At 73.0% G+C, this 24,807-nt stretch carries 2 protein-coding genes; both read right to left on the reverse strand.

Translation table 11 applies throughout. From position 1 onward, the window contains the following. Positions 1 to 15 precede the first annotated feature (15 nt). On the reverse strand, positions 16 to 12,051 hold the full coding sequence (locus tag DEJ48_RS04600) for a type I polyketide synthase (protein ID WP_150214695.1): 12,036 nt from the start codon (positions 12,049 to 12,051) through the stop codon (positions 16 to 18). Positions 12,052 to 12,182: 131 nt separating this feature from the next. Then, positions 12,183 to 24,776 carry a type I polyketide synthase gene (locus tag DEJ48_RS04605; RefSeq protein WP_150214697.1) on the reverse strand — a complete coding sequence of 4,198 codons (12,594 nt, stop codon included), beginning with the start codon at positions 24,774 to 24,776 and terminating at the stop codon, positions 12,183 to 12,185. Positions 24,777 to 24,807 lie beyond the last annotated feature (31 nt).

The following is a 24,807-nucleotide window of genomic DNA, read 5'->3' on the forward strand; positions in this document are numbered from 1 at the left end:
CCGTGCACGGTCGTTTCACACACCCAGTTCTTTGTCGATGAAGTCGAGGACCTGGTCGGTCGTGGCAACCTTGAGCTGCTCCTTCGTACTGCCCGAGCCGGGCGCCGCACTGGCCGACTTCCACTTCGACAGCAGCGTTTCCAGCCGGGTAGTGACCGCGTCGGCGTCGAGGTGTTCGACGTGGGCGGAGGACAGGGCGTGCTCGAGTTTCGCGAGGTCGCGGAGGAGCGGTTCGGTGGCCTCCTGCCCGGCGGGCGTGTCTCCGTCGGGGGCGAGCTGCGCGCCCAGGTGTTCCGCGAGGATGTCGGCGTCCGGATGGTCGAAGACGAGCCCGGAAGGCAGCCGGAGGCCGGTGGCGGCGGACAGCCTGTTGCGCAGTTCGACCGCGGTGAGGGAGTCGAATCCGAGCTCCTTGAAGGTGCTGCCCGGAGTGAGGCCGTCGGGGTGATGCCCGAGAACGGTGGCGGCCTGCTCCCGGATGAGCCGCACCAGCGTGTGGTGGCGGTCGGAAGGCGGCAGGGCGGCCAGTCGGCCGGCCAGATCCGCGGGTTGTCCGCCCGCCGTGGCGGTGGGCCTGTTCGCTCCGCCGGCGGTGGGGGCGGCGAGACCGCGCAGCAGGGCCGGCCTCGTGTCCACGGGGTGCGTGGCGAGGGTGCGCAGGTCGAGGTTGAAGCCCACCAGGTGGGGGCGGCCGTTGCGGTGCGCGGCGTCGAGGAGGGCCAGGCCGTGGGCGTTGGTCATGCCCTTGACGCCGATGCGGCTCATGCGGGCGATGTCGGTGCCGGTGAGTCCACCTGTCATCCCGGTCGATGCGGTGGTTGCCGTGCCGTCCGCTTCGTTGCCCTTCCCGTTGCCCTTCTCGTTGACGTTCCCGTTGACGTTCTCGTTGCCCTTCTCGCCGCCTGAGGCTTCCCAGAGGCCCCATCCGACGGAGAGACCTGCCTGGCCTTGGGTCCGGCGGTGCTGCATCAGCGCGTCGCAGTAGGCGTTGGCCGCCGCGTAGTTGGCCTGCCCCGGACTGCCCAGCGTCGCCGCGGCCGAGGAGAACACGACGAACAGACCGAGACGAAGATCCCGGGTCGCCTCGTGCAGGTTCGCGGCGGCACCGGCCTTGGCCGCCCACACCCGCCCGAGCCCATCCCGCGTCTGCGCGGTCACCACCGCGTCCTCCAGCACACCCGCCGCATGCACGACCCCGGTCAAAGGGTGAGCAGGATCGGTCTTGCCGACCAGCTCCACCACCGACGCCGCATCACTCACATCCGCCGCGACAAGAGATGTCTCAGCACCCAACTCCGCGATCCGCGCCACCAGTTCCTCGGCCCCGGGAGCGTCCGGACCGCGCCTGCTGGCCAGCAGCAGATGCCGTACGCCCCACTCCCGCACCAAATGCTCCGCCACCACCTGCCCCAGCGCACCCGTACCACCGGTGATCAGCACCGTGCCCTCGGGGTCGAGGGCAGGCGGGACCTCCAGCACCAGCTTGCCCGTGTGCTTCGCCTGACTCATGAACCGGAACGCCTCCCGCGCCTTGCCCAGCGGCCAGGAACGTACCGGTAGGGCCTTAAGCCGATCTGAGGCGAACAACTCGCCGAGCTGGTCCAGCATCCGTCCGATGCGTTCGGGCCCGGCATCACCCACCAGGTCGTAGACGGTGTACGTGACGCCTGGGTACTGCGCGTCCACCTCCTCCGGAGCGCGTACGTCGGTCTTGCCCATCTCCAGGAACCGGCCGTGCCTATCCCCCAGCAGCCGCAGGGAAGCGTCGATGAACTCGCCGGTGAGGCTGTTCAGTACGACATCCACACCCCGGCCACCGGAGGCCTGCCGGAACGCGTCCTCGAAGGCCAGATCACGGGAGGAAGCACGATGAGCGGCATCGATACCCATCTCCTCCAGCACGCTGTGCTTGGCCGGACTCGCGGTGGCGAACACCTCCGCACCAAGATGCTTGGCAATCTGCACCGCCGCCATCCCCACACCACCCGTGGCGGCATGGATCAACACCCGCTCACCCGCCTTCAAGCCGGCCAGCTCCACCAGGCCGTACCAAGCGGTGAGGAAGGCCGCCGGGATACCGGCCGCCTCCCGCATGTCCCAGCCCCGGGGTACCGGTGCGACCATCCGGGCGTCTGCGATCACCACGGGCCCGTACGCGCCCTCGAAGACACCCATGACGCGATCACCGACCGACAGGTGCGTCACCTCGGGGCCGACCTCCGTCACGACACCGGCACCTTCGCCGCCCATGGCGCCGTACGCGGGGACCATGCCCAGCGCGACGAGCACGTCACGGAAGTTGATACCGGCGGCGTGCACCGAGAGCCGGACCTGTCCGGGCCCCAGAGGTTCGAGTACCTCCGGGCAGGCGACCGCCGCGAGGTCGTCCAGCGAACCGCCCTTCTCCATCCGCAGACGCCAGGCCGCCTCACCGGTCGGGGCGACGATGTCGGCGGAGTGGGGCGCCTGGATGAGGCGGGGAATCCGTAGCTCGCCGTCACGGAGGGCGAGTTGGGACTCGTCGAGATCTTCGACGGCTTGGCGCAGCAGGGACTGCGGCAGCACGTCCGCACCGTCCACACGCAGATCACGCGAATCCTCGTCGATGTCGAGCAGGACGAAGCGGCCCGGGTTCTCGGACTGCGCGCTGCGCACCAACCCCCACACCGCGGCCGCTGACGCATCCACGTCCGCGCCGTCGTCCGTCGCCACAGCGGAGCGCGTCACCACGAGGAGACGGGTCTCCTCCAACTCGGGCGCGGCAAGGAACTCCTGCACCAGCGACAGAACACCCTCCGCCACCCGCAACCCGTCGTCGACAGATACGTCGACAGGCGCCAGCACCGCCCACGGCACCTCATCGCCCACCGCCTCCGACTCCACCACTTCAGCGAGCCGGACGCCCTCGCCCGAGAGCACGACCCAGCCGCCACCGTCGGACACGTCTGCCTGCGGAGCCGGCAGCGGCGTCCACTCCACCGCGAACAGCCCGCGCACGTCCCGCTGTTGCACGGCGACGAGCTGCCCGGGCTGCACGGGACGTGTCCTCAGAGCATCAGCGGCAAGGACCAGGCCGCCGGTCGCATCGGTCACCGTCACGCTCACTCCGCGCTCGGCGCTCTCCCCGGCCGGGCGCAGGCGCACACGGACGGTGGTGGCACCCACAGCCCGCAGAGACACACCGGCCCATTCGAACGGCACGTGGAGCTGATCGTCCCCGGAGCCCTCCTGGAAGCGCGACACGAGGAGCGGGTGCAGGGTGGCGTCGAGGAGGGCGGGGTGAATGCCGTAGCCGTCGGGCGCGCCCGCGGCCTCGGGCAGGACGACCTCGGCCAGCAGATCGTCGCCGTGCCGCCAGGCGGCCCGCAGGCCCTGGAACGCCGGGCCGTATCCGTATCCGTCCTCCGCTGCCGTCGCGTAGAAGCCCTCCACGCCCAACGGTTCAGCGTCGGCCGGCGGCCAGGCCCCGGACATCGACTCGTCCGCGGCAAGGGGGCTTTCGGGGGCGAGTACGCCGGTGGCGTGGCAGACCCACGCATCATCGCCACCCGTCGCCGTGGAGGTGTCGGCGTCGGCGTCGGGACGGCTGTACACATGCACGCCACGCCGCCCGTCCTCCCCGGCCTCATCCACAACCACCTGAACCCGCAGCCCCGACACCTCAGGCACCACCACAGGCGCCTGCAACATCAACTCCTCCACCACCGCACAACCAACCTCATCACCGGCCCGCAACGCCCACTCCACCAACGCAGCCCCCGGCACCAACACCGCCCCACCCACCACATGATCCACAAGCCACGCAGCACCCGAACGCGACAACCGCCCGGTCAACAGGCACCCACCCCGATCAGCGAACTCCACCGCCGCACCGAGCAACGGATGCCCCGCCGCCACCAGACCCAGCCCAGCCGCATCCCCACCCCCCGCACGCCCCGCCAACCAGAACCGCTCACGCTGGAACGCATACGTCGGCAGCTCCACCACCCCAGACACCGAAGCCGCCGAGAAGAAGACCGACCAGTCCACGGCCACTCCAGCCGTGTGAAGACGGGCCATGGCCTGCGCGAAAGCGAGGTCGTCCGGTCGGCCCGAGTGCAGGGATGAAGTGACGACAGGCTCGCCTTCTCGCGGATCGGTGACATCGTCGAGGGTGCGCTGTGCGGCTGTGGACAGCACGGGGGCAGGGCCGAGCTCAACGAACACGCCCGCACGGTCCGCCACTTCGGCAATGGCGGGCTGGAAGAGGACTGCCTGCCGCACATGCTTGGCCCAGTACTCCGGAGCAGTGATCTCGGCCTCGGCTTGCTTGCCCGTGACATTGCTGATCAGCGGAACCTTCGGCGCACAGAACTCCACACCACGTATCGCCTCGGTGAACTCAGCGAGCATCGGCTCCATCAACACCGAATGGAACGCGTGACTGACCGACAACGCCTTGGTCTTACGCCCCCTCTCCCGCCAGAACCCAACGATCCTCTCGACCTGGTCAACAGGGCCCGACATGACAGTGGAATCAGGTGTGTTGACCGCAGCGACACTCACCGCAGAGTCCTCAAGACTCGCCGCCAACTCCTCCGGCGTCGCCTGCACCGCACACATCGCACCACCCTCAGGCAGCCCACCCATCAACCGAGCACGCGCCCCCACCACCCGACACGCATCCGCCAAACCAAAAACACCCGCGACATACGCCGCCGCAACCTCCCCGATGGAATGCCCGACCACCACATCCGGCCGCACCCCCACCGACTCCCACAACCTGGCCAGACCCACCTGAAGCGCAAACAACCCAGCCTGCGCCCACATCGTGTGATCCAACCGCTCCCGCGGCCCCCCGAACACAACCTCCCGAACCGAACCACCCAACTCCACATCAAGCAGCCCACACACCTCATCAAAAGCCGCAGCGAACACAGGGAACCGCTCATACAAACCAGCCCCCATCCCCACCACCTGACTGCCCTGCCCACTGAACAACCAGACCACGTCATCGCCCGCCGGCGACTGCGGCGAGAGCGGCGCGACGAGCGCGGGATGCGGCTCTCCCGCCGCCAGCGCGTCGAGTCCGGCCAGGAGCTCCGCGCGATCCGCGGCCAGCACCACGGCCCGGCGCTCATGCAGCGCACGCGTGTCGAACAGTGACCGGCCCACGTCGGTGAGCGGCGCGCGGGACGCGTCCTCGGCGAAGGCACTCAGTCGGCGTGCCTGTTCGCGCAGTGCCTGCGGACTCCGCGCCGACACCACCCACGGCACCAGCCCACCGTCACCGTCTCCCGCAACCACCTCAGGTTCAGGCTCGGGAACGTACTCCACGATCACATGCGCATTCGTCCCCGACGCACCGAACGACGACACACCCGCACGACGCACACCCCGACCAGCCTCCGGCCACGGCACCGACTCCGCCGCCAACCGCACCGCACCCGACTCCCAATCCACATGCGGCGACGGCTCATCCACATGCAAACTCGCCGGCACCACACCACGCCGCATCGCCATCACCATCTTGATGACACCCGCAACACCCGCAGCCGCCTGCGTATGACCAATGTTCGACTTCACCGACCCCAACCACACCGGCCGATCCGCAGCACGCCCCTGACCGTAGGTCGCCAACAGAGCCTGCGCCTCGATCGGATCACCCAGCGTCGTCCCCGTCCCGTGCCCCTCCACCACATCCACATCAACCGGCGACAACCCACCACTCGCCAACGCCTGACGGATCACCCGCTCCTGCGACGGACCGTTCGGCGCGGTCAGGCCGTTGCTCGCACCGTCCTGGTTCACCGCCGAACCCCGAACCACCGACAGAACCCGATGCCCCTTGCGGCGCGCATCCGACAACCGCTCCAGCAACAACACACCGACACCCTCGGAGAACCCGACTCCGTCGGCCGCGGCGGCGTACGGCTTGCAGCGGCCGTCGGGTGACAGGCCCCGTTGACGGGCGAAGCCCGCGAACATGTCCGGGTCGGCCATGACGGTGACGCCACCCGCGAGGGCGAGGTCACACTCGCCCTGGCGCAGAGCTTGGGCCGCAAGGTGTATGGAGACCAGGGACGACGAGCACGCCGTGTCGACCGTCACCGCCGGACCCTCAAGGCCGAAGGTGTAGGCGACCCGGCCGGACACCATGCTGCCGGTGCTCGCGAGGTAGGCGTAGCCCTCCAGCTGGGCGTCGGCCTCGGGGAAGGACTTGGCGTAGTCGTGGTTCATCAGGCCGACGTACGTGCCGGTCAGGCTGCCCTTCAGCGTCGTCGGGTCAATGCCCGCACGCTCGAACACCTCCCACGACGCCTCCAACAGCAGACGCTGCTGCGGATCCATCGCCAACGCCTCACGCGGATTGATCCCGAAGAACGCCGCGTCGAAATCACCGGCGTCCGGGAGGAAGCCGCCTTGGTCGGCGTAGGTGGTGCCGGTGTGTTCGGGGTCCGGGTGGAAGAGGCGGCCGAGGTCCCAGCCGCGGTCGGTGGGGAAGTCGCCCATCGCGTCCGTGCGGGCATCGAGCAGGTCCCACAGCTCCTCGGCGGAGCTGACGCCGCCGGGGAAACGGCAGGTCATGGCGACGATCGCCACCGGGTCGTCGACGTCCGACGACCCGGTCGCGGTGGAGCGCCTGCGGGGGGCGACGGGGGTCGGGGCGGGCGTCGCCGTGCCCGCGAGGCGGTGGACCAGGTGGGTGGCGAGGGCCTGGGGCGTGGGGTGGTCGAAGATGAGGGTGGCGGGCAGCCGTACGTCGCAGGCGGCCGAGAGGCGGTTGCGGAGCTCCACCGCGGTCAGGGAGTCGAAGCCCAGGTCCTTGAAAGCGATGTCGACGCCCACGCGGGACGCGGAGCCGTGGCCGAGGACGGCGGCGACGTACTCGCGTACGACATCGGTGAGAAGCGCCAGGCGACCGTCCTCGTCGAGACCCGCGAGGCGTGCGGCCAGCGCTCCGTCGGCGAGGCCCTCGGAGGCCACCCGCCTCCGTGCGGAGGGGGCGGTGAGCGTGCGCAGCAGCGGGGAGAGGCCGTCGGTCACGGCGCGCGGGTCGAGGTCGGCCGCGACCACGTAGGCGCGGTCGTGGGCGCGGGCCGCGTCGAACAGGGCCAGGCCGCCCTCGTCGGTCAGCGCGGCGAAGCCGGTGCGCTTCATGCGCGCCAGGTCCGTGTCGCTCAGCTGACCGGTCATGCCGCTGGTCGCCTGCCACAGGCCCCAGGCGATGGACAGGCCCGCGAGTCCCTGGGCGCGGCGGTGCTGCACGAGGGCGTCGCAATAGGCGTTGGCGGCCGCGTAGTTGGCCTGGCCGGGGCTGCCGAGTGACGCGGCCGCCGAGGAGAAGACGACGAAGAGGCCGAGAGGTGTCTCCCGTGTCGCCTCGTGGAGCAGGCGTGCCGCTGTCGCCTTCGCCGCCCACACCCGCGCGAGGCTCTCGGGCGTCTGGGCCGTGACGACGGCGTCGTCCAGGACACCGGCGGCGTGGATCACGGCGGTCAGGGGGTGCGCGGGGTCGACGGACGCGATGAGGGCCGCGACCGATTCGGCGTCGCCGACGTCGGCCGTCGCGATGTGCACGGTGGTTGCACCCAACTCCGTGAGGTGAGTGCGCAGTTCGTCGCTGCCCGGTGTGCGGTCGCCGCGTCGGCTCGCCAGCGTGAGGTGGCGTACGCCCCACTCCTTGACGAGGTGTTCGGCGACCAGTCGGCCGAGGACACCGGAGCCGCCGGTGATGAGGACCATGCCGTCGGGGTCGAGCCGCGCCCCTCCGTCCGTGCGGTCCTGTGCGGCTCGGGTCAGCCTCGGGACTCGTATCTCACCGTGATGGTAGGCGAGTTGGGGTTCGGACGGCTGTGCCGCGTCCAGGGCGGCGGCGAGCGTGTCCTCGGGAGCAGGGCCGAGGTCGAGCAGGGTGAAACGGTCGGGGTTCTCCGACTGGGCGCTGCGGACCAGCCCCCACACGGCCGCGGCGGCCACGTCCACGTCTCCGCCGCCGTTGCCGTCTCCGTCGCCTCCGCCGTCGTTGTCGAAGGCCACTGCTCCCCGGGTCACGAGCACCAGACGGCTGTCGTGCAGTGGTGCGGCGAGCCAGGTCTGTACGAGGTCGAGTACGTGGGTGGCGAGAGCCAGGCCGTCGTCGGCCGGGTCCGGCTCGACGGGGGCGGCGACCAGCCGCGGTGTCGGCGCGCCGGCCTCGATGGACGCCAGGAGAGCCGCGAGGTCTGCGACGTCCTCCCCCAGGGTCACCCAGCTGTCGGCCGCGGTTGCGAGGGAACTGCCCGCGTCGGGGCCGCTCCCCTGCTCCGGCGCGAGCCACTTCAGGTCGAACAGTCCGTGCCGTTCGCGGGTCCCCGCCACGGCGAGGCGCCCCGTGTCGGTCGGGCGCGAGCGCAGGTCGCGGACGGTGAGCACCGGCGCGCCCACCGCGTCGGCGACCTCGATGCGCAGGCCTTGGTCGACGCGCTCGCCGAGCAGGGTGAGGCGTACCCGGACGGTGGTGGCCCGTACGGCGTGCAGGGCCACGTCGTTCCATGTGAACGGCAGCCAGACCTGCGCGGCCTCGGTGGCGGTGGGCGGCAGCAGGAGGGCCGCGGGCTGCAGGACCGCGTCGAGGAGCGCCGGGTGGATGCCGAAGCCGTCCGGGTCGCCCGCCTCCTCGGGCAGTGTCACCTCGGCCAGGACGTCACTGCCGTGGCGCCACAGCGCGCGTACGCCGCGGAAGGCGGGCCCGTAGCCGTAGCCGGTGCGGTCGGCCCGCGCGTACAGGTCCTCGGGGTCCACGGGCTCGGCGCCGGGCGGCGGCCAGGCGCCGTCCAGGGGCTCGGGTTCCGCTTCGCCGTGGACCGGCTCGGGGCCCAGGACACCCGTGGCGTGGCAGGTCCACGGCCGTTCCGTCGCGAAGGCGTCGTCGGCGTCGTCGGGGCGGGAGAACAGCCGTACGTCGCGTCGGCCGTGGGGGCCGGCCGCGTCCACGACGACCTGGATCCGCAGGCCCCCGGTGTCGGGCAGGACCAGCGGGGTCTGGAGCGTGAGTTCCTCCAGGGCGGGGCAGCCGGCCTCGTCGGCGGCGCGCAGCACCCACTCCACCTGTGCGGCGCCGGGCACCAGGGCGTGCCCGGCCACGACGTGGTCGTCCAGCCACGCCGCCGACTGCCGCGACACCCGGCCGCTCAGCAGGTGTACGTCACCGCTGGCGAGGCCCACGGACGCGCCGAGGAGCGGGTGTCCGGACGCCGCGAGGCCGAGCCCGGCGGGGTCGCCGGAGCGTCCCGCGGTGGGGGCGATCCAGAAGTCCTGGCGCTGGAAGGCGTAGGTGGGTAGGTCGACGGTACGGGGGGTGGGGTCGGCCGGGAACCAGCGGCGCCAGTCGACGTCCGCGCCCGCCGTGAAGGCCTGGGCGGCGGCCCTGGCGAGCTGGGCGGTGTCGCCGTGGTCGCGGCGGAGGGTGGGGACCACGGAGGCGGACACGTCCGCCCGCTCGACGATGCTCTCCAGGGCGAGGTTGAGGACGGGGTGCGGGCTGGCCTCGATGAACAGGCGGTATCCGTCGGCGAGGAGCGCGTCGATGGTGTCGGCGAAGCGCACGGTACGGCGGACGTTGCGCACCCAGTAGCCGGTGTCCAGGACTGTGGTGTCGGTGAGGTGTTCCGCGGTGACGGTGGAGTAGAAGGCGACGTCGGTCGCGGCGGGGCGGATGCCGGCGAGCCGCTCGGTGAGCTCGTCCAGGATCGCGTCCAGCTGCGGGCCGTGCCCCGCCACGTCGGAGGCGACGGCACGGGCCCGCAGCCCGCGCTCCTGGGCGTCGGCGACGACGGCCTCGATGCCCTCGGGCGGGCCCGAGATGACCGTCGACGACGGGCCGTTGACGGCGGCGACCACCACACCCGGGTGTCCGTCGATCAGTTCGGCGGCCTGCTCCTGGCTCATGCCGAGGGACGCCATGCCGCCGCGCCCGGACAACGTCCTCAGCAGGACACTGCGGACGGACACGATGCGCGCCGCCTCGTCCAGGGAGATGGCGCCCACGACGCACGCCGCGGCGATCTCGCCCTGCGAGTGGCCGACGACCGCGGCGGGTTCGATGCCCTGGTCGGCCCAGACGGCGGCGAGGGCCACCATGACGGCCCACAGGACGGGCTGGACGACGTCGATGCGGGACAGTTCGGACCCGTCCCCGCGCAGCACATCGGTCAGGGACCAGTCGACGTACGCGGACAGGGCCTGCTCGCACTCGGCGACGCGGGCCGCGAACACCGGGGACTCCTCAAGGAGCCGGGCGCCCATGCCCACCCACTGGCCGCCCTGCCCGGGGAACACCATGACCGGCCCCGGACCCGTGGCGCCGGCCGCTCCCGACACGACGTCGGGCGAGGCCTCGCCGTCGGCCAGCGACCGCAGTCCGTCGAGGAGCGCGTCCCGGTCCGTTCCGACGACGACGGCCCGGTTCTCGAAAACGGAGCGGGTCGTGGCGAGCGACCAGCCGACCTCCGTGGGCGAGGTCTGTCGCGTGTCGTCGTCCACGTGCTCGGCCAGCAGCGCGGCCTGCGCGCGCAGCGCCTCCTCGCCGCGCGCGGAGACGATCCACGGCACGACGGAGGCCGCGGCGGGTGCGCGCTTTGCGGCTTCGGGGGGCTGCTGGGGAGTCGGCTCATCGGAGGCCTCCGACGCCGCGGGGGCCTCCCGGGCCTCCGGTGCCTCCTCCAGGATCACGTGCGCGTTCGTCCCCGACATGCCGAAGGCGGACACGCCCGCGCGGCGCGGACGTTCGCCGCGCTTCCAGGCGACCGGCTCGGTGAGGAGCCTGACCGTGCCGGAGGACCAGTCGACGTGCGGGGTCGGCTCGTCGACGTACAGCGTGGCGGGCAGCAGCTCGCGCCGCAGGGCCATGACCATTTTGATGACGCCCGCGACGCCCGCCGCGCCCTGCGGGTGTCCGATGTTCGACTTGACCGAGCCGAGCCACAGCGGATGGTCGTCGTCGCGTTCGCGCCCGTAGGTGGCGTGCAGGGCGCCCGCCTCGATGGGGTCGCCGAGCCGCGTACCGGTGCCGTGTGCCTCCACCGCGTCGACCTCGGCGGCTCCCAGGCCCGCGTTGGCGAGGGCGGCGCGGATGACGCGCTCCTGGGAGGGGCCGTTGGGGGCGGTCAGGCCGTTGCTCGCGCCGTCCTGGTTGACGGCCGAGCCGCGGATGACCGCGAGGACCTCGTGGCCGTTGCGGCGCGCGTCGGAGAGGCGCTCCAGGAGGAGCAGGCCCGCGCCCTCGGAGAAGCCCGTGCCGTCGGCGGATGCCGCGAACGCCTTGGAGCGCCCGTCGGGGGACAGCGCGCCCTGGCGGGAGAACTCCGTGAACGCGCCCAGCGTCGACATGATGGTCACGCCGCCCGCCATGGCCAGGTCGCACTCGCCCTGCCGCAGCGCCTGCGCCGCCAGGTGCATCGACACCAGCGAGGACGAGCACGCCGTGTCGACGCTGACCGACGGGCCCTCCAGGCCGAGCGTGAAGGAGATCCGGCCGGACAGGACGCTCAGTGCGTTGCCGGTCAGGAGGTGCCCCTCCACCTGCTTGTCGGGCTGCGCGCCGCCGAATCCGAGGACGCCCGCGCCGATGTAGACGCCGGTGGGCGTCAGCTTCAGGGACGCCGGGGCGATGCCGGCCCGCTCCAGGAGCTGCCAGGCCGTCTCCATGAGCACCCGCTGCTGCGGGTCCATCGCCAGGGCCTCGCGCGGGGAGATCCCGAAGAACGACGCGTCGAAGCCGGGTGCGTCGTGGAGGAAGCCGCCGCGGCGCACGTAGCTGGTCCCGGGGTGCTCGGGGTCCGGGTGGTAGAGGTTCTCCAGGTCCCAGCCACGGTTCGTGGGGAAGTCGCCGACGGCGTCACCGCCCGCCGCGACGAGGTCCCACAGGGCTTCGGGCGTACGGGTGTCGCCGGGGAAGCGGCACGCCATGGAGACGATGGCGATCGGCTCCTGGGCCCGCTCCTCCACCTCGCGCAGCCGCTGGCGGGCCTGCCCGAGGTCGACGGTGACCCGCTTCAGGTACTGACGGAGCTTCGCTTCGGTACTCGGCACTCCGGCACTCGGCGCTCCGGCACTCGACACTTCAGCACTCGACATCGGACGTCACTTCTCCATCAGCAGTGAGGGCACAGGGGGACGGGGTACGCGCGGGGCGTACGGGGGCCGGGAGAGGCGGCGGCAGGTCACAACTCACGGTCGATGAACTCGAACATCTCGTCGTCGGACACGTCGTCGAGGGCGTCCAGGCCCGCCACGCCGGCCGCGGCGCCGCCGGAGCCCGCGCCCGAACCGGAGCCGGAGCCGTTCAGCTTGGACAGGAGGGTGTTGAGGCGCCTGGTGACGCGGCTCCGCGCCTCGTCGTCGAGGGCGAGCGCGTCCAGAGAGGACTCGATCCTGCCCAGTTCGTTGAGCACCGGGTCGGCGGCGTCCTTCAGCGGCCGCGGTCCGCCGTCGGGCGACAGCCGCTCCAGGAGGTGTTCGACGAGGGTGGCGGACTCCGGGTAGTCGAAGACGAGGGCCGCGGGCAGTTTCAGACCGGTGGCGGCCGCCAGGCGGTTGCGCAGTTCCACGGCGGTGAGGGAGTCGAAGCCGAGCTCCTTGAACGACGTGTCCGGCCGGACGGCGTCGTGATCGGCGTGTCCGAGGACGCCCGCGACGTTGCCGCGGACGAGGTCGAGCAGCACGCGGCGCCGTTCGGCGGGCGGCAGCCCGGCGAGCCGCGCGGCGAGTCCGTCCGCCGCTGCCGCGGCGCCCGCGGCCGCGGTGCGGCGCACGCTCCGGGTTCCCGGGGCAGCGCCGCCCAGGGCGCGCAGGAGCGCGGGCCGGGACGCGGCGGGCTGCACGGCGACGACGCGTGCGTCGAGGTCCACCGCGACCACGTGGGGGCGGCCGTGGGCGCGGGCCGCGTCCAGCAGCGCCAACCCCTTCTCGGTGGTCAACGGTGTGAACCCGGTGCGCTTCATGCGTGCCAGGTCCGCCTCGCCGAGGTGCCCGGTCATGCCGCTCGCCGTCTGCCAGAGCCCCCAGCCGATCGCGAGGCCGGTGAGCCCCTCGGCGCGGCGGCGGACGAGGGCGTCGCAATAGGCGTTGGCGGCTGCGTAGTTGGCCTGCCCCGGGCTGCCGAGTGTCGCCGCTCCCGAGGAGAAGACCGCGAACAGGCCGAGCCGCATCTCCCGTGTCGCCTCGTGCAGAAGGAGCGCGGCGGTGGCCTTGGCCGCCCACACCCGAGCGAGACTCGCGGGCGTCTGCGCGGTGACCACGGCGTCGTCCAGGACACCGGCCGCGTGGATCACCCCGGTCAGGGGGTGGGCGGGGTCCGTCTTACCGACGAGCTCCGCCACGGCGTCCGCGTCACTGACATCGGCGGCGACGACGGACGCCTCGCCCCCCAACTCCTTTATTCGGGCGATGAGTTCACGACTCCCGGGCGCTTCCGGGCCACGCCGCCCGGCGAGCAACAGGTGTCGTACGCCCCACTTCTCGACCACGTGCTCGGCCACCGCGGCGGCCAGTACCCCGGTCCCACCAGTGATCAGGACCGTGCCGTCCGGGTCGAGGGACGCCGGGATCTCCAGCACCAGTTTGCCGGTGTGCTTCGCCTGACTCATGAACCGGAACGCCTGCCGCGCCCGACCCAGCGGCCACGTCTTCACCGGCAGCGGCGACAGCACCCCGGACGCGAACAACTCGCCCATCTCCGCGAGCATTTCGCCGATACGGTCGGGTCCCGCGTGCGGCACCAGGTCGAACGCCCGGTACCACGCGCCCGCGTGGTCGGCGGCGACGCGCTCGGGGTCGCGCTTGTCGGTCTTGCCCATGTCGACCATGCGCCCGCCCGGCGCGAGCAGCCGGAGCGACGCGTCGGTGAACTCCCCGGCCAGACTGTTGAGTACGACGTCCATGCCGCGACCGCCCGTCGCCTCCCGCAGGATCCCCTCGAAGTCGAGGTCGCGGGACGAGGCGCGATGCTCCGCGTCGATGCCCATGCCGTCGAGCACGCCGTGCTTGGCCGGGCTCGCGGTGGCGTACACCTCGGCGCCGATGTGGCGGGCGATCTGCGTGGCGGCCATGCCCACGCCGCCGGTTCCCGCGTGCACGAGCAGGGTCTCGCCCACCCGGAGCCGCCCGAGGTCCACGAGCCCGTACCACGCGGTCAGGAAGACGACGGGGACCGCCGCGGCCTCCTGGAGGCTCCACCCTTCCGGCACCGGAACGACCATCCGGGCGTCCGCCACCGCCACCGGCGCGAACGCACCCTCGAACAGCCCCATCACGCGGTCACCGACAGCGATCCCCGTGACCCCGGGCCCGACCTCCGTCACATACCCCGCTCCCTCGCTCCCCGCGAAGGTGCCCTTGTCGGGATACATGCCCAGCGCGATCAGCACGTCCCGGAAGTTCATGCCCGCGGCCCGCACGGAGACCCGCACCTGCCCGGCCTCCAACGGCGCGAGCGCCTCCGGGGCGTCGACCACCGCGAGGTTCTCCAGGGTGGCAGTGCCGGAGGTGCCGAGCCGCCAGGCGGACGACCCGACGGGCGGGACGAGCTCTTCGGGGGCTCCCGTGGGGGTCAGACGCGGAACGAACAAGGACCCGTCGCGCAGGCCCAGTTGAGGCTCGTCGAGGACGGTGACGGCGTGGCGTATGACGGCTTGGGGCAGCACATCGCGGTCGGTGTCAGTGCCGCTGCCAGCACCAGCACCGGTGTCGAGCAGGACGAAGCGGCCGGGGTTCTCCGACTGGGCGCTTCGCACGAGGCCCCAGGCGGTAGCGGCGGACGCGTCCACGTCGTCATCGCACTCGGCTCCCCCGACGGCCACGGCTCCGCGCGTCACGACGAGGAGACGGGACTCCGTCAGTTCGGGTGCGGACAGGAAGTCCTGCACCACCGACAGCACGCGTTCGGCGACGCGCAGACCGTCACCCGCGGCGCCCTCGACGTGAGCCACCACCGCCCACGGCACCGCGTTGCCGACGGCGGCCGCCACGTCAGCCGTCCCGGCACCGTCGGGGAGCGTGACCCAGTCCCCGCCCGCGACGGCGTCAGAGGCCTGAACTTCGCCGCCCGGGGCGGGAAGCGGCGTCCAGTCCACGGTGTAGAGCCCGTCGACGCCGCCGCGTGCGGACGCCGCCACGAGTCGGCCGGGGTCGGCCGCGCGGAGCGTCAGCGTGTCGACGGACAGGACAGGTGCACCGGTCCCGTCGGCGATGACCACCTTCAGGTCGCGCTCGGCGGACTCCCCCTGCGGGGAGAGCCGGACGCGGAGTCGGGTCGCGCCGTCCGCCGCGAGCGATACGCCGTTCCACGCGTACGGGAGCCACATCTGCCCGTCCGCGGGCCGGTCGAGGAGCATGAGCGGATGCAGGGCGGCGTCCAGCAGCGCCGGATGGATGCCGAAGCCGTCGTACGAGCCGGCCGGTTCGGGCAGCTCCACCTCGGCGAGCAACTCCGTCCCGTGCCGCCACAGCGCGCCAAGTCCCTGGAACGCGGGGCCGTACTCGTACCCCGCCTCCGCGGCCCGCGAGTAGAAGCCCTCCACATCCACGGCTTCGGCACCGGGCGGCGGCCACTGCTCGTCCAACGCGGCTGATTCAGCGACGACTTCCGAGCCCACGACTCCGACGGCGTTGCACAGCCAGTCGGCACCACCCACCTGATCGGGACGCGAGTACACGCGTACGTCGCGCCGGCCGTCCTGCTCGTCGGCCGCCCCCAGGGCCACCTGGATCTGCAGTCCACCGTCGTCGGGCAGCACGAGCGGCGCCTGCAGCATCAGCTCGTCGACGGTCGCGCAGCCCGCCTCGTCGGCGGCCCGCAGCACCCACTCCACGATCGCGGCACCCGGCACGAGGGCAGTTCCCGCCACCACGTGTTCGGCCAGCCAGGACGGGGCCGTACGGGAGAGCCGCCCGGTGAGCAAGTACGAGTCGGCGTCGGCGAGTTCCACGCAGGCGCCGAGCAGCGGGTGCCCGGCCGAGGCCATGCCGAGATCGACGGCGTCTCCGGCGGCTCCGGCGGGTTCGTCCAGCCAGTAGTGCTGGTGTTGGAAGGCGTAGGTGGGGAGGGTGATGGTGCGGGGGGTGGGGTCGGCCGGGAACCAGCGGCGCCAGTCGAGGTCGGCTCCGGCGGTGAAGGCGTGGGCGGCGGCGCGGGCGAGCTGGGCGCTGTCGCCGTGGTCGCGGCGCAGGGTGGGCACGACGGTGGCACTCACGTCGGCCTGTTCGATGGTCCCTTCCATGCCGAGGTTGAGGACGGGGTGGGGGCTGGCCTCGATGAAGAGGCGGTAGCCGTCGGCGAGGAGCGCGTTGATGGTGTCGGCGAAGCGGACCGGCTGACGGAGGTTGGTGACCCAGTAGGCGGTGTCCAGTGCGGTGGTGTCCGCCAGTCGCTCGGCCGTGACGGTGGAGTAGAACGCGACGTCGGTGGTGGTGGGCCGGATGTCGGCCAGGCGCTCGGTGAGCAGGTCGTGCAGTGCGTCGATCTGCGGGTTGTGGGAGGCGTAACCGACATCGATCACGCGAGCCCGCAACCCGGCCGCCTCCGCCTCGGCGACGACAGCCGCCACATGCTCCGGCGACCCCGAAATGACCGTCGAAGAGGGCCCGTTGACGGCCGCGACGCTCACGCCCGGCCGGTCCCCGATCAGCTCGACGACCCGCTCGGCACTGGCTCCGACGGAGGCCATGTCGCCGTGCCCCTGAAGCTGGCGCAGCGCGTCACTTCGTACGGCTACGATCCGCGCCGCATCCTCCAGCGACAGCGCACCCGCCACACACGCGGCAGCCATCTCACCCTGCGAATGCCCGATCACCGCAGCCGGAGTAATGCCCTGATCGGCCCAGACGGCCGCGAGCGAGACCATCACAGCCCACAGCACCGGCTGCACAACCTCGACCCGCGCCAGTTCGGACCCGTCCCCGCGCAACACCTCACGCAACGACCAGTCCACGTAGGCTGACAGCGCCTGCTCGCACTCGGCGATCCGCGCCGCGAACACGGCAGACTCATCCAGAAGTTGGGCGCCCATGCCCACCCACTGCGAGCCCTGCCCGGGAAAGACCAGCACCGGCCCGGCCCCGGCCGAGGTCGCCGCGCCGGACACGACATCCGCCGACACCTCACCCCCGGCCAGCGCAGCGAGCCCGGCCACCAGCTCCTCGCGGCCGCGGCCGACCACCACGGCCCGGTGCTCGAACACCGACCGCGTCGTCGCCAACGACCACCCGACCTCACCCGGCAACGCGCCCACGTCCCCCGCGACGAACTCGCCCAGCCTGCGCGCCTGTTCACGCAACGCCTCGGGCGTCCGCCCGGAAACCACCCACGGCACCACCGCACCCGGCGGTACCGCGACAGCCTCCACTGCTGCCGCCTGCCGCGGCGCCTCCTCCAGAATCAGATGCGCATTCGTCCCGGAGATCCCGAAGGACGACACCCCGGCGCGTCGCGCGCGCTCGCCGCGTGTCCACGGGACGGGTTCGGTCAGCAGGCGTACGCCGCCGGCGTCCCACTCCACGTGCGGAGTCGGTTCGTCGGCGTGCAGTGTCGCCGGCATCAGGTCGTTCTGGAGGGCCATCACCATCTTGATGACACCCGCCACACCGGCCGCGGCCTGCGTGTGTCCGATGTTCGACTTCACCGAGCCGAGCCACAACGGCCGTTCCTCGGTGCGCCCTTGGCCGTACGTGGCCAGCAGTGCCTGTGCCTCGATGGGGTCGCCCAGCGTGGTGCCCGTGCCGTGGGCCTCCACGACGTCCACGTCGTCGGGCGCGCTGCCCGCGCCGGCCAGGGCGGCGCGGATGACGCGCTCCTGGGAGGGGCCGTTGGGCGCGGTCAGGCCGTTGCTCGCGCCGTCCTGGTTCACCGCTGAACCGCGCAGCAGGGCGAGAACCCGGTGGCCGTTGCGGCGGGCGTCGGAGAGGCGTTCCAGGACGACGAGGCCGGCACCCTCGCCCCAGCCGGTTCCGTCGGCGGTGGCGGCGAACGGCTTGCAGCGGCCGTCGGGGGCGAGGCCGCGCTGGCGGGAGAACTCCACGAAGGTGTTGGGGGTGGCCATGACGGTCACGCCGCCCGCGAGGGCGAGCTCGCACTCGCCCTGCCGCAGGGCCTGGGAGGCCAGGTGCATGGCGACGAGCGACGAGGAGCATGCCGTGTCCACCGTGATGGCGGGGCCCTCAAGGCCGAAGGTGTACGCGACGCGGCCGGAGGCGACGCTCGGGGTGCTGCCGGTCATGATGCGGCCCTCGAAGCCGTCCGGTTTGCGGGCGAGGAAGCGGGAGCCGTAGTCGTCGTACATGATCCCGGTGATGACGCCGCACGGGGTACCGCGGAGCGTGGCGGGGTCGATGCCCGCGTGCTCGAAGGCCTGCCATGCGGTTTCGAGGAGCAGGCGCTGTTGGGGGTCGGTGGCGGCGGCCTCGCGGGGGCTGATGCCGAAGAAGCCCGCGTCGAACCGGGCGGCGTCGTAGAGGAAGCCGCCTTCTCGGGTGTAGCTGTGGCCGACCTGGTCGGGGTCGGGGTCGAAGAGGCCGGCCGTGTCCCAGCCGCGGTCCTCGGGGAACGGTCCGATGGCGTCGGTGCCGGTGGCGACGAGGCTCCACAGTTGCTCGGGCGAGGTCACGCCGCCCGGGTAGTGGCAGGCCATGCCGACGATGGCGATGGGGTCGTCGTCGGTGGCGGTGGTGCGCGTCACCGGGGCGGGGACGGCCGGGGAGGTCGACGCCTCCGTGTCGGGCAGGTGGCTGCGGAGATGGCGTACGAGGGCGGTGGGGCTGGGGTGGTCGAAGATGAGGGTCGCGGGGAGGCGGATGCCCGTGGCGGTGGAGAGGCGGTTGCGGAGTTCCAGGGCGGTGAGCGAGTCGAAGCCCAACTCCTGGAAAGCGCGGCCGAGTTCGAGCGTCTCGGGTGAGGGGTGGGCGAGGACGGTCGCGATCTGTTCGCGGACGAGGTCGCTCAAGGCGCGGTCCCGGTCGGCGGCGGAGAGCCGCGCGAGGCGGGCGCTCCAGGAGGTCGGAGTCTCGGTGCTGTCTCCGGAGGCGGTCACGGTGGGCCGGGGAGTGCGCACCAGGCCGCGCAGGGCGGGCTGGAGGGTGTGGGCGGCGGCTTGCGCGCGCAGTACGGCGCGGTCGAAGCGGGTGGCGAGGACCGTGGGGTGCGGGGCCGTCAGGGCGGCGTCGAAGAGGGCGAGGGCCTGCTCGTCGGTGAGGCCGGCGACGCCGGTGCGGTGGATGCGGGCGCGGTCGGTGTCGCCGAGCCGGGCGGCCATGCCGCCGGACGCGGACTCCCACAGGCCCCAGGCCAGGGAGGTCGCGGCGAGGCCCTGGGCGCGGCGGTGTTCGGCGAGGGTGTTGAGGAAGGTGTTGGCGGCGGCGTAGTTGGCCTGGCCGCCGTTGCCGAGGACGGAGGCGCCGGAGGAGAAGAGGACGAACGCGGACAGGTCCATGTCGCGGGTGAGCTCGTGGAGGGTCCAGGCCGCGTCGGCCTTGGGCGCGAGGACGGCGTCGAGCCGTTCGGGGGTCATGGACGCGATGAGGCCGTCGTCGACGACGCCCGCGGTGTGGACGACGGCGGTGAGGGGGTGGGCGGCGGGGATGTCGGCGATGAGCCGGGCCAGCGCGTCGGGGTCGGTGATGTCGCAGGCGGCTACGCGTACGTCGACGCCGTCCTCCGCGAGGTCGGCGCGCAACTCGGCGACACCTTCGGCGGCCTCGCCGCGGCGGCTCACGAGGAGCAGGTGCCGGGCGCCGTGCGCGTCGGCGAGATGCCGGGCGACGGCCCGCCCCAGCCCGCCGGTACCGCCGGTGATGAGGGTGGTGCCGGTCGGGGGGATGAGGGGGGTGGGTGAGGGGGAGGCCGAAGTCGGGGTTGAGGTCGGGATCGGTTTCGGACTCGCGGCCGACGCTGCGGCCGAGGCCGAAACCGAGGCCGAACCCGGGGCCGGTTCAGAGGCCGGGACCGGGGTCGGGGTCGCACTGGCGGCCGACGCCGCGCCCGAGGTCGCACCCGACGCCGGACCAGAGGCCGGGGCCGGGACCGCGGCCGACGCCGAACCCAACGCCGGTTCAGAAGCCGGACCCGGGGTCACACTCGCGGCCGAGGCGGAACCCTCGGCCGGTTCAGAGGCCGGGGCCGGGGGCGCACTCGCGGCCGACCCTGCGGCCGAGGCCGAACCCGACGCCGGATCAGAGGCCGGACCCGGGGCCGGGCTCGCACTCGCGGCCGACGATGTGGCCAGTGTCGGCGCCGGGGCCGGGCTGAGGGACGGTGCCGGGGATGCGGTCGCGGTGAGGCGTGGTACCAGTGCCGTGCCCGCGCGCAGGGCCAGTTCTGGTTCTGCCGCGTGCGTGGTCGCCGTCGTCAGGGCCGTGGGCACGGCGTGGTGTGACTCCGGGGTCCGGTCGGTGTCGACCAGCAGGACGCGGTCGGGCTGTTCGGCCTGGGCTGCGCGGACCAGGCCCCAGAGCGGTGCGGTGGCCAGGTCGGCGGGGGCGTCGTCCGGGCCGGCGGTGACGGCGCCCGTGGTGAGGATGACGAGGCGGGCGGAGCCGAACGTCTCCGCGGCGAACCACGCGCGCAGCAGGTCGAGGGCGTGCTGGGCATGTGCCCGTACACGAGTGGGGAGGTCGTCGCTCGCAGCCTCGCCCCGAAGGGGCGCCGCGGCCGCGTACCCGGCGACAGACATGGGTGCGAAGACCAAGTCCGGTACGGGTTCGCCGTCCGCCACCGCGTCCGTCAGGGCGGCCAGGTCCGCGTGACGGGACACGGCCGGGCCGAGCCCGCAGTCGTCGGCGCCGAGCACGGCCCACGTGGCGGCCGTCGGCGCCGCGTCCGGCAGCGGCAGGTGCTGCCAGTCCAGGTGGTGGAGCGGGGGCGCGGCCGCCGGGCGGGCGGAGCGCCAGCGGTCGGCGGCGACGATACGCAGCCGCAGGGAGTCGACCGTCGCGACGGGGGCGCCCTCCGTGTCGGTCAGCGTGAGGCGCAGCTGGTCGTCGCCCTGGGGACTGAGCCGGACACGCAGACGTGTCGCGCCGGTTGCGTGGTGGCGTACGTCGCTGAAGGAGAAGGGGAGCCGCACCGGCGCTTCCGGGGCGTCGCCGGTTTCGGGTCCGCCGCCGCCCTCGCCGCGGTACAGCTCGTCCACGACGTGCAGAGCCGCGTCGAAGAGGGCCGGGTGAAGGGCGAACGCGTCGGCATCGGCGCGCTGTTCGTCGGCGAGGCGGACATCCGCGTACAGGTCGTCGCCGTGCCGCCAGGCGGCGTGTACGGCGCGGAAGGCGGGCCCGTAGCTGTAGCCCTGCTCGTCGAGGCGGGCGTACAGCGCGTCCACGTCGAGAGGGGTGGCCTCGGCGGGCGGCCAGGCGGCGGCCTCGGGCGCGGGCGGTTCGGTGGCCCGGCTCGTCGTGAGCGTGAGGACGCCGGTGGCGTGGCGGCGCCACCCGTACGGGTCGCCGCCCTCGCCGTCCCCGCCCGCCTCGTCGCCGCCTTCGGCGCCCGCGGGCCGGGAGTGGACGGTGAGGGTGCGGCGGCCGGAACCGTCCGGCGCGCTCAGGGCGACCTGCACCTTCACGGCATCGGCACCACCGCCACCGGTACCGCCACCGACCCCCGAGTCGGAGTCGGAGTCGTCGAGCAGCAGCGGCGTCTCCAGCGTCAGGTCGTCGAGCGTGTCGCAGTCGCCGTGCCGCCCCGCGAGCAGGGCGAGTTCGACGAACGCGGTGGCGGGCAGCGGTACGCCGCCCGCGATGGCGTGGTCGCCGAGCCACGGTTGCGTACGCAGGGATAGGCGTCCCGCGAGCAGCAGGCCGCCGTCGGCCTGGCGGATGACGGCGGGCAGGAGGGGGTGGCCGGTCTCCTGGAGGCCGGCCGCGCGTGCCGGGGCGGCGGCGTCGGGGGCGGCGCGCCAGTAGCGGCGGCGCTGGAACCGATAGGTGGGCAGGGGCAGTTGTTCCGCGTCGGCGGGGACGAGGGCGGTGAGGTCGGCCGGTTGCCCGTCGACGTGCAGCGCGGCGACGGCACCGAGCAGCGTGCGGGCCTCGTCGTGTCCGGAACGCAGTGCGGCGGTGACGACCGGCTCGGCGTCCTCCTCGTCACCTGTCCGGGCGGGCAGGCAGTCCTGGACCATCGTGGCGAGGACGGGGTCGGGCCCCAGCTCCAGGTACCGCACGACGCCCAGGTCCCCCAGCGTGCGCAGCCCGTCGTGGAACCGCACGGGCTGCCGCACGTGCCGCACCCAGTACTCGGGGTCGGCGAGCAGTTCCGCGTCGGCGAGGCGGCCGGTGAGGTTGGAGACGACGGGCACGGTCGGCGCACGGAACGTCAGGGTGCGGGCCACGGCACGGAAGTCGTCGAGCATGGGCTCGATGAGCGGTGAGTGGAAGGCGTGGCTGACGTTGAGCCGCTTGGTCTTGAGTCCGCGCCCGCGCAGGGTCCGCTCCACGTCGGCGACGGCGTCGGCGGCGCCGGACACGACGACGGCGGCGGGGCCGTTGACGGCGGCGAGGGAGAGACTGTCCTCGCGTCCGGCGAGCAGGGTCAGCACGTCGTCCTCGGCCGCCTGCACGGCGAGCATCGCGCCACCCGTGGGGAGGGCCTGCATGAGGCGTCCCCGAGCGGCGACCAGTGCGCAGGCGTCGGGCAGGGTGAGCACCCCGGCGACGTGTGCGGCGGCGATCTCGCCGACGGAGTGGCCCGTCAGGTGGCTCGGGGTGATCCCGAAGGATGTCACCAGTCGGTGGAGGGCGACTTCGAGAGCGAACAGGGCGGCCTGGGTCACACCGGTCCCGTGCAGCGCGGCGGCCCGCGCGGTGTCGGCGGGGGCGAACAGGGTGTCCCGCAGGGGCTGTTCGAGCAGCGGGTCCAGGTGGGCGCAGGTGTCGTCCAGCGACCGCGCGAACGGATCGAAGGCGGCGTACAACTGGGCGCCCATGCCGGGCCGTTGGCTTCCCTGCCCGGTGAAGAGGAAGGCGGTGCCTCCGGTCCGGGCGGGGCCGGAGGCACGGGCGAGGGCGGGGTGCGCGCGTCCACCCGCGAGCGCGGCCAGCGCGGCGACCCGTTCACCGTGCCCGGCACCGAGCACGACCGCACGGTGCTCGAAGAGGGTGCGTCGGAGCAGGGTCCCGGCGACGCCGACGTGACTGTCCTGATGCCCCTGGCCGTCCTCGCCTTCCCGCGCCGCGACGTGGTCCCGCTCCGCGACGTCATCCCGCCCCGCGACGTACCCCCTCAACGCCTCCGCCTGTGCGCGCAGTGCCTCAGGCGTACGCGCCGACAGCAGCCATGGCACCGGCGACCGCTCCCCCGCTCGGGAACCCGTCGCACCGATCACCGCCACAGAAGGCCGGGCACCACCGACGGGCCCCTCGGCCGAGGCCCCCTCCGCGTCCGCGGCCGCGTCGCCCGAAGGCGCCTCCTCCAGGATGAGGTGGGCGTTCGTGCCGGAGATGCCGAACGACGAGACCCCCGCCCGGCGGACCCGCTCGCCCTGCGGCCACGCGACCGGCTCCGTGAGCAGCCGCACCGCGCCCGACTCCCAGTCGGCGTGCGGCGTGGGCTCGTCGACGTACAGCGTGGCGGGCAGCTTCCCGTGCCGCAGTGCCTGCACCATCTTGATGAGGCCCGCCGCCCCGGCGGCGCCCTGCGTGTGCCCGATGTTGGACTTGACCGAGCCGAGCCACAGCGGCCGGCCCTCGTGCCGCTCCTGTCCGTACGTGGCGAGGAGCGCGTCGGCCTCGATCGGGTCGCCGAGCCGCGTACCCGTGCCGTGCGCCTCGACCGCGTCGACCTCCGCGGGCGAGAGCCGCGCCCCGGCGAGGGCGGCACGGATCACGCGCTGCTGGGACGGCCCGTTGGGGGCGGTGAGCCCGTTGCTCGCGCCGTCCTGGTTGACGGCCGAGCCACGGATGACGGCGAGCACCCGGTGCCCGGCGCGACGGGCGTCGGAGAGGCGTTCGAGTACGAGGAGTCCGGCGCCCTCGGAGAACGCGGTGCCGTCGGCGGCGGCCGCGAACGGCTTGCAGCGGCCGTCGGCGGCCAGTCCGCGCTGTCGGGAGAACTCGGTGAAGACGTACGGCGTGGGCATGACGGTGACGCCGCCCGCGAGGGCCAGGTCGCACTCGCGCCGCCGGAGCGCGTGCGCGGCGAGGTGCACGGCGACGAGCGACGACGAGCAGGCGGTGTCGATCGTCACCGCGGGCCCTTCGAGTCCGAAGGTGTAGGCGAGGCGGCCCGAGAGGACGCTCGGGGCGCTGCCCGTGACCAGGTGTCCCTCGGCGGCCGCGTCGATGTGCGGCGTGCCGAAGCCGGGCAGCGCGGCGCCCGCGTACACGCCGGTGCTGCTGCCCCGCAGCGACTGCGGGTCGATGCCCGCGCGTTCCAACGCCTCCCAGGCACACTCCAGCAGCAGCCGCTGCTGCGGGTCGAGGACCGCGGCCTCGCGCGGGCTGATGCCGAAGAACTCGGGGTCGAACCGGTCGACGTCGTGGACGAAGCCGCCCTCGCGTGCGTAGCTCGTCCCGGGGTGGTCGGGGTCGGGGTGGAAGAGCCGCTCCAGGTCCCATCCCCGGTTGTCGGGGAAGGCGCCCAGCGCGTTGCCGCCCGCGGAGACCAGCTCCCACAGGTCTTCGGGGGTGCGGACGCCGCCGGGGTAGCGGCAGGCCGTCTCGACGACGGCCACCGGTTCCTGGTCGCGCTCCTCCGCCTCGCGCAGCCGCTGCCGGGTGGCGTGCAGGTCCGCGGAGACACGCTTGAGGTAGTCGACCAGTTTCTCTTCGCTCACCATGTGCGCTTTAACTCCCCGCCCGTGATCGCGA

This window comes from Streptomyces venezuelae, from assembly GCF_008642315.1.
In the GTDB taxonomy this organism is placed as follows: Bacteria; Actinomycetota; Actinomycetes; order Streptomycetales; family Streptomycetaceae; genus Streptomyces; species Streptomyces venezuelae_D.

What these genes read in the sequence shown, in the direction of transcription:
- DEJ48_RS04605 (WP_150214697.1), bottom strand. Translation starts at nt 24,776, where the DNA reads ATGGTGAGCGAAGAGAAACTGGTCGACTACCTCAAGCGTGTCTCCGCG.